Consider the following 13,571-nt stretch of genomic DNA (forward strand, 5'->3'; position numbering starts at 1 on the left):
CGGACGACCCGGTCAGAACAGCCGGTGGGAGGGGTCGTCCAGGCCGCGCAGGGCGTCGTAGTCGACGACCGCGCAGGCGATGCCGCGGTCCGATGCGAGGACGCGCGCCTGCGGCTTGATCTCTTGCGCGGCGAAGATGCCCCGCACGGGGGAGATGAGAGGGTCGCGGTTGAGGAGCTCGAGGTAGCGCGTGAGCTGCTCGACGCCGTCGATCTCGCCACGGCGCTTGATCTCGACCGCGACGGAGTGCCCGTCGGAGTCGCGGCACATCAGGTCGACCGGGCCGATGGCGGTGGGGTACTCCCGACGGACCAGCGTGAGGCCGGGGGAGAGGGTCGCGGGGTGGTCGGCCAGCAGCTCCTGGAGGTGCTTCTCGACCCCGTCCTTCTGCAGGCCCGGGTCGATCCCGAGCTCGTGGGTCGACTCGTGGAGGACCTCCTCGATGAGGATCCGCAGGGTGTCGTCGCTCTTGGGGTTGGTCACGGTCCACTCGACCTGGCCGTCCTCGGTGGTGCCCTCCCGGAACGAGCACGGCGGCGACATCCAGTTCAGCGGCTTGTACGAGCCGCCGTCGGCGTGCACGAGCACGGATCCGTCCGCCTTGATCATCAGCACCCGGGTCGCCATCGGGAGATGGGCGGTCAGGCGCCCCGCGTAGTCGACCTGGCACCTGGCTACGACGAGTCTCACGGGCGACGAATCTACAGTGGCATCCGTGCTGGAGATCAGGCCCGCCACGCGCGAGGACCTCGACGCGCTCACCGAGATCGAGTGCGAGGCGGACCAGCTGTTCGTCCCGCTGCTCGGGCCCCTGCCGTGGCGGCCGACGCCCGGCACCTGGCGGTACGGCGTGGCCGGCTTCCTCCGGGTCGCGGGCGAGCCGCCGGTCGGGTTCGCGCACGTCCTGGAGCTCGAGGGCATCGCCCACCTCGAGCAGCTCGCCGTACGCCCGGGCCACCAGCGGCACGGCACCGGCGGCGCCCTGGTCCGCGCCTCGCTCGCCGAGGCCGGCCGGCGCGGGTACGACGCCCTCTCGCTCTGCACGTTCGCCGACGTGCCGTGGAACGCGCCGTTCTATCGGTCCCTCGGCTTCGAGGAGCTCACCGTGCTGACCCCGGTGCACCGGGCGATGCAGGAGAAGGAGGAGCTGCTCGGCCTCCCGGCGTACGGCCGTCGCCTCGTGATGAGCGCTCCCACAGCAACATGAACGTTCCAAGTTACTCGCGAGTGAACTACGCCACTGCCACAGCGGGTTGCCCCGTGCAACCATGCGCGGCATGACCTCTCAGGCCCCGGAAGCGCGCTCCTTCTCGACCATCGGCGTCATCGGCCTCGGCACCATGGGCGCCGGCATCGCCGAGGTGTTCGCCCGCAACGGGTACGCCGTCGTCGGGGTCGAGAAGGACGACGAGGGCCTCGCCCGCGGTCGCCAGTACCTCGAGCACTCCACGGCCCGCGCCGTGAAGCGGGAGAAGATGACCGAGGCCGAGCAGGCCGAGCTGCTCGGGCGGATCACGTTCACGACCTCGCTCAAGGACCTCACCGACGCCGACCTGGTGGTCGAGGCGGTCGTGGAGTCCCTGGAGACCAAGAAGGCACTCTTCCGCGACCTCGACGCGATCGTCTCGCAGGAGGCCGTCCTCGCCACCAACACCTCGAGCCTCTCGGTCACCGAGATCTCGACCGCCAACTCGCGCCCGGGCCGGGTCATCGGCGTGCACTTCTTCAACCCGGCGCCGGTGCAGGACCTGGTCGAGATCGTGCGCACGGTCGTCACCGAGGACCAGGTGCTGGCCGACACCAAGGCGCTCGTGGAGGCGCTCGGCAAGAACCCGGTCGTCTGCGGCGACAAGGCCGGCTTCATCGCGAACACGCTGCTGTTCGGCTACCTCAACCACGCGGTGTCGATGTACGAGGGCCGCTACGCCAGCCGCGAGGACATCGACGCGGCGATGCGGTTCGGCTGCGGCTACCCGATGGGCCCGCTGGCGCTGCTCGACCTGATCGGGCTCGACACGGCGTACGAGATCCTCGAGACGATGTACCGCCAGGGCCGCGACCGACTGCACGCGCCGTCCCCGATCCTCAAGCAGATGGTCACCGCCGGCTGGCTCGGCCGGAAGACCGGCCGCGGCTTCTACACCTACGAGGCGCCGGACAGCCCGGTCGTCGTCGCGGACGACCGGACGCCGTCCGTCGACGCGAGGCCCGAGCTGCGGCACGACGTCAAGCAGGTCGGCGTCGTGGGCACCGGCACCATGGCGAGCGGCATCGTCGAGGTGTTCGCGAGGAGCGGGTACGACGTGCTGGTGGTCGGCCGCGGACAGGACAAGGTCGACGGGGTCCTCGCGACCGTCACCCGCAACTTCGACAAGCAGATCCAGCGCGGCCGTGCGACCGAGGAGGCGAAGGCCGAGGTGCTGGCCCGGATCACGGGCAGCACGTCGCTCGACGACCTCGCAGCGGCGGACATCGTGGTGGAGGCGATCGCCGAGGACCTCGCGATCAAGACCACGCTGTTCGAGAACCTGGACGAGATCTGCAAGCCCGGCGCGATCCTGGCGACGACCACCTCGAGCCTGCCGATCATCGCCTGCGCCCAGGCGACGTCGCGGCCGCAGGACGTCATCGGGATGCACTTCTTCAACCCGGCGCCGGTCATGAAGCTGGTCGAGGTCGTCTCGACGGTCGTCACGTCCGAGGACGTCACCGAGACCACCCGTGCGCTGTGCGACCGGATCGGCAAGGTCGCGGTGTCCTGCGGTGACCGGGCGGGCTTCATCGTCAACGCGCTGCTGTTCCCGTACCTGAACGACGCGGTGCGGATGCTCGAGGCGCACTACGCGACCGCCGACGACATCGACCTGGCCATGAAGCAGGGCTGTGCGCTGCCGATGGGGCCCTTCGAGCTCCTCGACGTGGTCGGCAACGACGTGTCTCTGGCGATCCAGCGCGAGCTCTACCTCGAGTTCCGCGAGCCGGGCTTCGCCCCGGCACCGCTGCTGGAGCACCTGGTGACGGCCGGCTACCTGGGCCGCAAGACCAAGCGCGGCTTCCGGGACTACAGCTCGCGCTGATGGGGTACCCGCCCGGTCATGGGAGTTGAGACCGGGCGCATCACCACCGACATCCCCGCACGACTGGACCGGCTGCCATGGGCCAAGTGGCACTGGCTGGTCGTCATCGGGCTGGGCACCGTCTGGATCCTCGACGGGCTCGAGGTCACGATCGTCGGGTCGATGTCCGACGCGCTGAAGGACCCGACCACGGGGCTCGGCATGACCAGCTCCGACATCGGCTTCGCCGGTGCGATCTACGTCGCGGGCGCCTGCGTCGGCGCGCTGTTCTTCGGCCAGCTCACCGACCGGTTCGGCCGGAAGAAGCTGTTCCTCCTGACGCTGGCCGTCTACATGCTCGCGACCGTCGCGACGGCGTTCTCGATGACGCCGGCCTGGTACTTCGCCGCCCGGTTCTTCACCGGGTTCGGCATCGGTGGCGAGTACGCCGCGATCAACTCCGCCATCGACGAGCTGATCCCGGCCAAGTACCGCGGTCGCGTCGACGTCTCGATCAACGGCTCGTTCTGGGTCGGCGCCGCGCTGGGCTCGCTGCTGACGATCCCGCTGCTCGACCCGACCGTCATCAACCCCGAGTGGGGCTGGCGGCTGGCGTTCGGCCTCGGTGCCATCCTCGCCGTGGGCATCCTTCTCGTCCGCCGCAACGTGCCGGAGAGCCCGCGCTGGCTCTTCATCCACGGCCGCGAGCAGGAGGCGGAGCGGATCGTCACGGACATCGAGCGGACCGTCTCCGACGAGACGGCCGGCGAGCTCGAGCAGGTCGACGAGACGATCACCGTGCGCCAGCGCACGACGATCCCGCTCACGCTGATCGCCAAGACCGTCTTCACCATGTACCCGAAGCGCACCGTCGTCTGCTTCTCGCTGTTCGTCGGTCAGGCATTCCTCTACAACGCGTTCTTCTTCACCTACGGCGACACGCTCACGACGTTCCTCGGGGTGAAGCAGACCGGCTGGTACCTCGCCGTGTTCGCGGTCAGCAACTTCGCCGGCGCCCTGATCCTGGGGCCGCTGTTCGACAAGATCGGCCGGGTCCGGATGATCACCTTCACCTATGTCTTCTCCGGTGCCCTTCTCGGCGTGACCGGCCTCCTCCTCGGGACTGTGACGGCGTTCTCGCTCACGCTCCTCGGCGTGATCATCTTCTTCTTCGCCTCGGCCGGCGCCAGCGCGGCGTACCTCACTGCCAGCGAGGTGTTCCCGATGGAGACCCGCGCGCTGTGCATCGCGTTCTTCTACGCCATCGGCACGGCCGCCGGCGGGATCAGCGGCCCGCTGCTGTTCGGCTACCTGATCGACCAGGCCTCCGTGGACAAGGACATCACGGGCATCGCCATCGGCTACTTCATCGGCGCGGTGCTGATGATCGGTGCCGGGATCGTCGAGGCGTTCCTCGGCGTGCACGCCGAGGGCCGGTCGCTGGAGAGCATCGCCAAGCCGCTCACCGCGGAGGACACGGAGCAGCGGACCGCCGTTTGAGCCCGACGTACGCTGGAGTCATGGAGTTCGTCACCGGGCTCCTCGAGGACGGGCGCCGCGCGATGCGTGCGTCCGCGCCGCGGGTGGCGAGCGATCCGCTGCCGTTTCGCCGCCCGCCGTGCGCTCTCGCTCAGCCCCTCCGCAGCTGGGCCACGTGCAGCGTGACGAACCGGCCGAGCGCCGAGTCGCTGTCGATGGTGTCCGGGTCGGAGGCCGCGTAGTCGCCGGAGACCTGGAACGTGTAGGTCCCCGCCTTCCTCACCGGCACCGTCGCCAGCGCGGTGCCGGAGCCGGCGACCGGGTCCGTCGTCGTGGTCGCGATCGTCTCCCCGGCCGGGTCGAGCACCGTGACGGTGTAGCTGAACAGGCTCGCGCCGACGGCGCCGCCGGACGGGAACGCCAGGCTGACGGCCAGCGTGCGCGTCGCGCTGCCCACCTTCACGTCGTACGACGCCGCGTCGCTGCCGCCTGCGGTCCCCGGCGGTGCGGCGTGCACGAAGAAGTCCGAGCGCAGCACGCGGACGCCGTCCGCGGCCCGGACCCGACGGTCGGCCCTGTCCGCGGCCGCGGCCAGGTGTCCGGCCCAGCCCTTGCCGGTGACCAGGTGCATGGCCCGGTCGAGGTTCACGAACCCGTAGCCGACCTCCCAGAAGGGTGCCGAGCCCGTGCCGTCCGTGGCCTTCACGGCGGTGGCCGTCGCCTGGAGCGCCAGTCGCACCTGGTCGGGGGTGAGCCGGGGCTGTGCCTGCAGGAGGACGGCGGCCGCGCCGGCGATGTGCGGTGAGGCCATCGAGGTGCCGGAGGCGCTGGCGTTCTCGTTCGGGCCACAGGGGCCGATCAGGGTGCCGGCGCTGTCGCACGTCGAGCTGATGTCGACGCCGGGCGCGGTCACGTCGGGGTGCACGAGGCCGATCCGGTCGCCGGCGTACGACGTGTGGTCGTGCGCACCGATCGGGGTCGCCCGGGAGTTGTCGTTCACCAGGCCGTTGGACGAGAAGTCGCCCCGGACCCGGTCGATGGTGCCGGCCGCCACCGAGATCACCCACGGGGACTGCGAGAACGGGTTCAGGCTCATCGGGACGTCCCCGGCTCCGGAGTTGCCGGCAGCGAACACGACCGTGACGCCCTTGTCCACGACGGCCTTGGTCGCCACGGCGACCGGGTCGTTCGGGTCGAACTGGCGGTAGCTGTTGCCCCACGAGTTGTTGATGACGTCGATGCCCATCAGGCCGGGCTGGTCGAGGATGTAGTCGTAGGCGGTGACGACGGCCGTCGTGAACAGCACCTCGCCGATCGAGAAACAGGCCAGGTCCGCGTCCGGCGCGACGCCGAAGCGACTCCCGTCGTCGACGGACTTCGAGTCGGCGGCGATGATGCCGGCGACGTGGGTGCCGTGGCCGCTGCCGAGGTCGGTGTTGCTGACCGGGCCCTGGTCGACCGGGACGACGAGGGTGGGTTGGGTGCCCGCGTTGGCGTACTCCGGGCTGTAGAGCTTGACGTTGTGGACGACCCGGTCCGCGAGGTCGGCGTGCGTCGCGTCGCAGCCGGAGTCGACGATGCCGACGGTCACGCCCTTGCCGGTGAGCCCGCGTGCACGCAGGGCCCTGGCCGCGGACGGCGAGGACGACATCGCGTCGCTGGACGCGGTGTCGAGGAGCCCGAGGTGCTCGTCGGGGTAGACGTCGAGGCCGATGCCGCTCGAGACCGCGGCGACCATCGCGCCGACCGGGCCCTGGACGAGCGCCAGCGGGAGGTGCTTCATCGGCTGGACCGTGAGCCCGAGTGCGGAGAGCGCGGCGACCTGCGTGGTGTCGGGCACGTCATCGAACCGGACGATCGCCCGGTGGTCGGGAGTCCCGTCGGCGAGCAACCGGTCGAGACCGGCATGGACACCGGAGACGACCGGCGCCTGGGGCGTGGCCGCGGCCCGGGTGGCACCGGCCAGCGAGAACGTCACGGCGAGGGCGCCGGTGAGTGCGAGCAGCCGGGTGCGGGAGGATGGCATGGATGATCCGATCTCGAGCATCAAGGTGGAGAGCAGCGGTGCCGAAACAACGCGGTCCTGCCGCGTGGGGTTACGCGCTCCTGCTCCCCGTCCTGCTGGCCGCGCTGCCCACGGGGACCGACGTCGACTACCAGCTCGGCGGCGCCGCCGACGTGCCCGACCACGTCGGCATCGTGGTCCGGGACCGCGCCGCCCAGCCGCTGGAGGGCACGTACAACGTCTGCTACGTCAACGGCTTCCAGGCCCAGCCGGACCAGCGCCGCTTCTGGCGTGACCACTGGCGCCTGGTGCTGAAGGACGGTGGCCGGCCGGTCACCGACGAGGCGTGGGGCGAGTGGCTGCTCGACGTACGCACGCCCGCGAAGCGCGCGGCGCTGACGCGGATCGTCGGCCGGTGGACGCAGGGGTGCGCGGACGACGGCTTCGACGCCGTCGAGTACGACAACCTCGACTCGTTCACCCGCAGCCACCACCTGCTCAGCCGTCGGCAGGCCGTGGCGTTCGCCGCGCTGCTGGTCGGGCGTGCCCACGACGCCGGCCTCGAGGCCGGCCAGAAGAACCTCGCCGGCTTCGACGGCACCACCATCGGCTACGACTTCGCGATCGCGGAGGAGTGTGGCCGATACCGGGAGTGCAGCGCCTACACCCACGTGTACGGCGACCGCGTGCTGGCCATCGAGTACCGGCGCCCGGACTTCCGGTGGACCTGCCGGCACGTCGGGGACCGGCTCGCGGTCGTGCTCCGCGACCGGGACCTGACACCGGGAGGTGTGCACGAGTGGTGCTGAGGCACGAGGACGGGCTGCACACGACGACGCTGGGCGAGAGCGGCCCGCTCGTGGCGTTCTGCCACGGGCTGTTCGGGCAGGGCAAGAACTGGAGGACGATCGCGAAGGCGGTCGCCGAGGACCACCGGGTGCTGCTGGTCGACATGCCCAACCACGGCCGTTCGCAGTGGACCGACCGCTTCGACTACGTCGACACCGCGGACCGGGTCGCGTCGATGTTCTCGGCCGACGACCCGGTCGCGCTGGTCGGCCACTCGATGGGCGGCAAGGCCGCGATGGTCCTCGCGCTGCGGCACCCCGAGCTCGTCGATCGGCTCTGCGTCGTCGACGTCTCCCCGGTGGACTATGAGTCGGGCAGCGAGTTCGCCGGCTACATCGCGGCGATGCAGGCGCTCGACCTCGGGACGCTCCGGCACCGTCGCGACGCCGACGCCGCGCTCGTCGACGCGGTGCCGAACCCGACGGTGCGCAGCTTCCTGCTCCAGAACCTGCGGCGCGACGACGACGGCTGGTCCTGGCAGCCGAACCTCGACCTGCTCGGCCGCGACCTCGCCACCCTCGGCGGCTGGCCGGAGGAGGCACTCGCGGGCCACCCGCCGTACCAGGGACGGACGCTGTGGATCGCGGGCGCGAAGTCCGCCTATGTCGGGGACGAGTACGCCGCCGAGATGGACCGCTGGTTCCCGCGGAACCGCAGGGTGACGATCAAGGGCGCCGGCCACTGGGTGCACTCCGAGCAGCCCGAGGTGTTCACCGACGTGCTCCGGCAGTTCCTCGCCGCCACTTGAGTCAGGAGTTCTGACTCAACGGTCGGCGGCGCGGCGGGCGCGGTACGCCGCGACGGCGTTGCGGTTGCCGCAGGTGGTCGAGCAGAAGCGCTTCGAGCGGTTGCGGGAGAGGTCGAGGACCACGCCGCCGCACTCGGGGTCGGCGCAGCGACCGAGCCGGGACATCTCGTCGGAGCGGATCACGTCGATCATCGCCATCGCGGTCTCGACGAGGATCCGGGTCGGCAGGTCGCGCTCCGGGCCGACCGCGTGGAGGTGCCAGTCCCAGACGTCGTGGCGGACCAGCTGCGGGACCGCGCCGGCTGACGCGAGCATCTCGTTCACGAGCGCGACCGCCTCGTCGCGGTCGGCGGTGAGCAGGGTGAGGAGCTGCCGACGGATCGCCCGCACCGCCGCGAGCTCGGCGCGGTCGTGGTCCCGGCGGCCGGTGTACTCGAACTCCGTGAAGAACGCGTCGAGCTGCTCGATCGTCTGGAGGGTGTCCGGCTCGAGGGCGGAGTTGGCGAGGGTCACTGCGGACTGCAGCGCCACCTCGGTGTCATGTGCGAATACCACGTTGACAGGTTACACAATGCCGGCGTAGCGTCATGTGCCATGACCGCATTGACCGATGACGACGCGATGGTGGCCTCCGGCTCCCGGCTGGCGAGCGGTGTCGGCTTCGCGCTGCTCTCGGCGGCCTCCTTCGGCATGGCCGGAGCGCTCGCCCGGCAACTGCTCGGCGCGGGCTGGAGCGCGGGCGCGATCGTGCTGATCCGGGTGAGCATCGCCGCCCTGGTGGTGCTGCCGTTCGGCCTGGTGTCACTGCGTGGCCGGTGGCACCTGGTCCGCCGCAACGCCCGCCTGATCGCGGTCTTCGGCCTCGTCGCGGTCGCCGGCGCGCAGTTCTGCTACTTCTCGGCCGTGGCGCACATGCAGGTGGGTCCGGCGCTGCTCATCGAGTACACCGCGCCGGCGACCGTGGTGGTCTGGCTCTGGCTGCGGCACGGCCAACGGCCGGGTCCGGTCACGCTGGTCGGCGCCGGACTGGCCGCCCTCGGGCTGGTGCTGGTGCTCGACCTGCTGTCCGGCGCGGCCATCAGCCTGCCGGGCGTGCTGTGGGCGCTCGGAGCGATGGTCGGCGCGGCGACGTACTTCGTGGTCGCGGCCGACGAGGGCAACGGCCTGCCCCCGATGGTGCTGGCGTCCGGCGGCCTCGTCGCCGGGGCGGTGGCCCTCGCGGTGCTCGGCCTGGTCGGGCTGCTGCCCATGCACGCGTCGTCCGCCGCCGTCACGTACGCCGGGACGACGGTCGCGTGGTGGGTGCCGCTGCTCGTGCTGGGCGTGGTGACGGCTGCCGTCCCGTACACCAGCGGGATCGCGGCGAGCCGGCGGCTGGGGTCGCGGCTGGCGTCGTTCGTGGCGCTCACCGAGGTCCTCGCGGGGGTCCTGTTCGCGTGGCTGCTCCTCGACGAGCTGCCGCGCCCCGTGCAGCTCGCGGGCGGCCTGCTGATCCTCGCCGGCGTGGTGTTCGTGAAGCTCGGCGAGAAGGACACCGCCGACGCTAGCGCTCGTCCTGCCGCCTGACCCACACCTCGCGCACCAGCATCAGGATCGACGCCGCGGTCGGGATCGCGAGCAGTGCCCCGATCACCCCGAACAGGGCGGCGCCGATGAGCGCCGCGATGACGGTGACCGCGCCGGGTACGTCGACGGACTTCGACATCACCCGCGGGTAGATCACGTAGTTCTCGACCTGCTGGTAGACGATGTAGAAGACCACGCACGCGACGCCGATCTTCCAGTCGGTCGCGAAGGCGATCGCGGTCACGATCACGGCGCCGATGGTCGCGCCGATCATCGGGATCACGTCGAGCAGGGCGACCACGAAGGCAAGCGCCACGGCGTACTGCCCGAGACCCGCGACGAACAGGAATACCAGCGACGAGATGCCGGCGCACATCGCGACGATGAACGCCCCGGAGACGTAGCCCCCGACGCTGCGCACGATCCGGTCCCCGAGCTTCGAGACCCGGTCCCGGCGGGACGCCGGCGCGAGCCGGTAGATCGCGCTCCTGGTGTTCTCCAGGGACGCGAGGAAGTACAGCGTCAGCACGACCACGATGAAGCCGTTGAACAGCGCCCCGAGGACCGCGAGCCCGATCCCGACGGCCCCACCGAAGAGCGCGCCGACGAAGCTGCCGTCGGTGACGTACTTCTGGACCTTCTCGACGATGTCGTACTCCTCGTCGAGCCGCTGGACCTGCCGGTTGCGCTGGACGTCGTCCAGCCACTGCGGCACGTTGTTCGTCAGTGCGTGGACCTGGTCGGCGATCACCGGCACGATCGCGACGAGGAAGAGCGCGAGCGCGAGCAGGAACAGCAGGATCACCGTCAGGACGGCGTACGAGCGGCGCATCCCGTGGCGCTCGAAGAACTCGACCGCGGGGTTGAGCCCGGCGGCGAGGAAGAGGGAGACGACCACCAGCATCAGCGTGGAGCCGATGGCCTGCACGTTCAGTGCCAGCCACAGCGCGAGCAGGGCCCCGAGCCCGCCGATGAAGCCGACGTAGAACGGCGCCCGGTGGTCGAGCGGAGGGCCTGGTACGCCGAGGTCCTCGTGCTCGACCGGGACGCCCGCGGAGTCCTCCTCGTCGGTGGCCTCCGCGGGCTGGGAAGTGTCGGTCACTCCTCGTCCTTGCCGAAGCCGGCGACGACGTCGTGCAGCGACGCCAGCTGCGCGGTGATCGCGTCGCGGCGCTTGCTGATCCGCTCCACCTCGGCGCGGACGACGGCGAGCTCGCGCTCGGCATCGGCGGTGCCGGTGGCGGCGATCGACTCGGCCTGGGTGCGGGCCGAGCTGACGATCTGCTCGGCCTCCCGCCGGGCGCGGGAGAGCAGCGCTTCGGCCTCGGTGGCGGCCTGGGCGCGGTTCTCGGTCGCCTGCGCGAGCGCTGCCCGGGCGCGCTCCTCGGCGGCCGCGGCGCGGGACTCGGCCTCCTCGACGAGGCGCTTGGTCTCGGCGGTCGCGCTGGCGTGGTGGTCGGTCGCCTCCCGGGCGAGCCGCTCCTTCTCGACAGCGAGCGTCCGGCGGGCCTCCTGCACCTCCCGGTCCGCGGCGGCCCGGGCCTGCTCGGCCTCGCGCTTGGCAGCGGTGCGCTGCTCGTTGGTCTCCTGCTCGGCGGCGAGCCGGATCTGGTCGGCCTGGCGCTGGGCGGACGCCACCAGGTCCTCGGCCTCGGCCTTCGCCAGCGCGCGCTCCTGCTCGGCGTCGGCCATCAGCCGGCTCCGGTGCTCGTCGAGCTCCTTGAGCTGCACCAGGCGCATGTCCTCGGCCTCCCGCGAGGCGTCGGCGCGGACCGCCTTGGCGTCGCGGGTCGCCTGCTCGCGGATCTCGGCCGCGTCGCGCTGCGCGGTCTCCCGGACCTCCGCCGCCTCCTCCTCGGCCAGGCGCAGCATGGCGCTCGCGCGCCCGCCGAGGCCGGCGTACGACGGCGTCTCGCTCTCCTTGACCTGCTCCCGCAGCTGCCCGACCTGATCCTCGAGCTCCAGCACCCGGCGCTCGGACTCGGACAGGCTCGCGCTCAGCCCCGACTTCTCGCTCGCCAGCTGGCGCACGCGTGCGTCGACGGCGTCCTTGTCGTAGCCACCGCGGCGCACGACCGGGAAACCGCCGGGCGAGGTGGTCGGGCCCCCGGCCGCGCGGGGGGCCGCCGGCGGTACGACGGGGCGCGACGGCTGTTCGCGCGGCACCGCCGGCGCCTGCTGGGTCTGCTCCGCGCGCGGCTGCGCCGGCGCCTTGGCCCGGGGCTCGCGCGCGGGCACCGTCGGCAGCACCTGGGTCGCCTCGTCGGGGGCGGCCCCGGTCGCGTCCTCCTCCGGCTCGTTGTCGTCGAAGATGGACAGTCCCTGGTCGCTCGTCACGGCGGCGTACCCCTTCTCGGCAGGTTGCAGTGCAGGGCCAGTCTTGCCGATCGGGTCGGGCGATCCCAGCCCGGGCCGCGACAATTTGCGTCGGGTTGCTGCTACACCCCGCGGAACCGGTTGATCGCGTCGAGATGCGTGCTCCGCATCTCCTCGTCGCGGACGCCGAGACCTTCCTCGGGAGCCAGGCAGAGCACGCCGACCTTGCCCTGGTGGGCGTTCTGGTGGACGTCGAGCGCGGCCTGTCCCACGTCGTCGAGCGAGTAGGTGCGCGACAGGGTCGGGTGGATCTTGCCCTTGGCGATCAGCCGGTTGGCCTCCCACGACTCGCGGTAGTTCGCGAAGTGCGAGGAGATGATCCGCTTGAGGTTCATCCAGAGGTAGCGGTTGTCGTACTCGTGCATGTAGCCGCTGGTGGAGGCGCACGTGGTGATCGTGCCGCCCTTCCGGGTGACGTAGACCGACGCCCCGAACGTCTCGCGACCGGGGTGCTCGAAGACGATGTCGATGTCCTCGCCGCCGGTCAGCTCGCGGATCTTGGCCCCGAAGCGCTTCCACTCCTTCGGGTCCTGGGTGTGCTCGTCCTTCCAGAACCGGTAGCCCTCCTCGGACCGGTTGATGATGAGCTCCGCGCCCATGGACCGCGCGATGTTCGCCTTCTCCTCGTTGGAGACCACGCACACGGGGGTGGCCCCGCCGTTGAGCGCGTACTGCGTCGCGAATCCGCCCAGACCGCCCGAGGCGCCCCAGATCAGGACGTTGTCGCCCTGCTTCATGTCGCCGCCGTTCTTCGACACCAGCTGGCGGTACGCCGTGCAGTTGACCAGGCCGGGGGAGGCGGCCTCCTCCCAGGTCAGGTGGGCGGGCTTGGGCATCAGCTGGTTCGCCTTGACCAGCGCGACGTGGGCCAGGCCGCCGAAGTTGGTCTCGAAGCCCCAGATCCGCTGCTGCGGGTCGAGCATCGTGTCGTCGTGGCCGTCGGGGTCCTCGAGCTCGACCGAGAGGCAGTGCGCGACGACCTCGGTGCCGGGCTTCCACTTGGTGACGCCAGGGCCCGTGCGCAGCACGACTCCGGCCAGGTCCGAGCCGACGACGTGGTACGGCAGGTCGTGGCGGGCGGTGAGCGGCGAGAGCCGGCCGTACCGCTCCAGGAAGCCGAACGTCGAGACCGGCTCGAAGATCGAGGTCCACACGGTGTTGTAGTTGATGGCCGAGGCCATCACGGCGACCAGTGCCTCGCCGGGGCCGAGCTCGGGCAGCGCGACGTCCTCGACGTGGATCGACTTGCGCGGGTCCTTGTCCTTGCTGGCGATGCCCTCGAACATGTCGACCTCGCCCTTGTGGACGGTCGCCGCGCGGTAGTGGTCCGGGATCTCCAGGTTCGCGAAGTCCTCGGCCGTGGTGCTCCGCGAGTCTTGCTGGCTGGCCATGATCGCGTCGAGGATGTGCTGCACGTCGGCTCCTGCTGTCGGGGTCGGTCGTCTGGACGGGACATTACCCATCGGTAACCGGGGCTGACACCCCGGTGTGA

At 71.0% G+C, this 13,571-nt stretch carries 12 protein-coding genes; 6 read left to right on the plus strand and 6 right to left on the minus strand.

Annotation, left to right across the window (positions count from 1 at the left end; all coding sequences use genetic code 11):
* Nucleotides 1-12 precede the first annotated feature (12 nt).
* Entirely contained in the window at nucleotides 13-726 is a 714-nt protein-coding gene (nucS, locus tag N538_RS0112425) for an endonuclease NucS (RefSeq protein ID WP_442937169.1), read from the minus strand.
* Here nucS and N538_RS0112430 point away from each other — a divergent pair.
* From N538_RS0112430 to N538_RS0112440, 3 genes are all read left to right on the plus strand, one after another.
* Nucleotides 716-1,207, plus strand: a complete 492-nt coding sequence (locus N538_RS0112430) for a GNAT family N-acetyltransferase (RefSeq protein ID WP_051549276.1) — start codon at nucleotides 716-718, stop codon at nucleotides 1,205-1,207. The genes nucS and N538_RS0112430 overlap by 11 nt on opposite strands.
* Nucleotides 1,208-1,277: 70 nt before the next feature.
* Nucleotides 1,278-3,077, plus strand: a complete 1,800-nt coding sequence (locus N538_RS0112435) for a 3-hydroxyacyl-CoA dehydrogenase family protein (protein ID WP_028637576.1) — start codon at nucleotides 1,278-1,280, stop codon at nucleotides 3,075-3,077.
* Nucleotides 3,078-3,095: 18 nt separating this feature from the next.
* Entirely contained in the window at nucleotides 3,096-4,556 is a 1,461-nt protein-coding gene (locus N538_RS0112440; RefSeq protein ID WP_028637577.1) for an MFS transporter, read from the plus strand.
* A 130-nt stretch (nucleotides 4,557-4,686) separates the two neighbouring features.
* On the opposite strand, the gene N538_RS27430 is transcribed toward N538_RS0112440, so the two are convergent.
* On the minus strand, nucleotides 4,687-6,561 hold the full coding sequence (locus N538_RS27430) for a S8 family serine peptidase (RefSeq protein WP_155992080.1): 1,875 nt from the start codon (nucleotides 6,559-6,561) through the stop codon (nucleotides 4,687-4,689).
* A 38-nt stretch (nucleotides 6,562-6,599) separates the two neighbouring features.
* Here N538_RS27430 and N538_RS25175 point away from each other — a divergent pair, with 38 nt between their 5' ends.
* Both N538_RS25175 and N538_RS0112455 read left to right on the plus strand, forming a co-directional pair.
* Nucleotides 6,600-7,349: an endo alpha-1,4 polygalactosaminidase gene (locus N538_RS25175; RefSeq protein WP_051549237.1), complete on the plus strand. Its 750-nt coding sequence runs from the start codon at nucleotides 6,600-6,602 to the stop codon at nucleotides 7,347-7,349.
* Nucleotides 7,340-8,137, plus strand: coding sequence for an alpha/beta fold hydrolase (locus tag N538_RS0112455; protein ID WP_028637579.1), 798 nt, complete (start codon nucleotides 7,340-7,342; stop codon nucleotides 8,135-8,137). Before N538_RS25175 ends, N538_RS0112455 begins: the two co-directional genes overlap by 10 nt.
* 15 nt (nucleotides 8,138-8,152) lie before the next feature.
* Here the strand turns inward: N538_RS0112455 and N538_RS0112460 are convergent, their stop codons facing one another.
* On the minus strand, nucleotides 8,153-8,692 hold the full coding sequence (locus tag N538_RS0112460) for a CGNR zinc finger domain-containing protein (protein WP_028637580.1): 540 nt from the start codon (nucleotides 8,690-8,692) through the stop codon (nucleotides 8,153-8,155).
* Nucleotides 8,693-8,731: 39 nt separating this feature from the next.
* Between N538_RS0112460 and N538_RS0112465 the strand changes: the two genes are divergently transcribed.
* A complete protein-coding gene (locus N538_RS0112465) occupies nucleotides 8,732-9,703 on the plus strand; it encodes an EamA family transporter (protein WP_028637581.1) in 972 nt (323 codons plus the stop codon).
* Here the strand turns inward: N538_RS0112465 and N538_RS0112470 are convergent.
* The 3 genes from N538_RS0112470 to ccrA all read right to left on the minus strand — a co-directional run bounded on the left by N538_RS0112470 (nucleotide 9,681) and on the right by ccrA (nucleotide 13,494).
* On the minus strand, nucleotides 9,681-10,805 hold the full coding sequence (locus tag N538_RS0112470) for an AI-2E family transporter (protein ID WP_028637582.1): 1,125 nt from the start codon (nucleotides 10,803-10,805) through the stop codon (nucleotides 9,681-9,683). The genes N538_RS0112465 and N538_RS0112470 overlap by 23 nt on opposite strands.
* Nucleotides 10,802-12,040: a hypothetical protein gene (locus tag N538_RS25180; RefSeq protein ID WP_036570478.1), complete on the minus strand. Its 1,239-nt coding sequence runs from the start codon at nucleotides 12,038-12,040 to the stop codon at nucleotides 10,802-10,804. The genes N538_RS0112470 and N538_RS25180 overlap by 4 nt, the downstream gene beginning before the upstream one ends.
* Nucleotides 12,041-12,141: 101 nt before the next feature.
* Nucleotides 12,142-13,494 (minus strand): crotonyl-CoA carboxylase/reductase, encoded by a 1,353-nt coding sequence (ccrA, locus tag N538_RS0112480; RefSeq protein ID WP_028637583.1) that lies wholly within the window; start codon nucleotides 13,492-13,494, stop codon nucleotides 12,142-12,144.
* Between the last annotated feature and the right edge of the window lie 77 nt (nucleotides 13,495-13,571).

Source organism: Nocardioides sp. URHA0032 (assembly GCF_000620645.1).
GTDB lineage: Bacteria > Actinomycetota > Actinomycetes > Propionibacteriales > Nocardioidaceae > Nocardioides.

Bases quoted from the DNA above. Each gene is read 5' to 3' on its own strand.
- N538_RS0112435 (WP_028637576.1), top strand. From the start codon at position 1,278: ATGACCTCTCAGGCCCCGGAAGCGCGCTCCTTCTCGACCATCGGCGTC.
- N538_RS0112440 (WP_028637577.1), top strand. From the start codon at position 3,096: ATGGGAGTTGAGACCGGGCGCATCACCACCGACATCCCCGCACGACTG.
- N538_RS27430 (WP_155992080.1), bottom strand. From the start codon at position 6,561: ATGCCATCCTCCCGCACCCGGCTGCTCGCACTCACCGGCGCCCTCGCC.
- N538_RS0112465 (WP_028637581.1), top strand. From the start codon at position 8,732: ATGACCGCATTGACCGATGACGACGCGATGGTGGCCTCCGGCTCCCGG.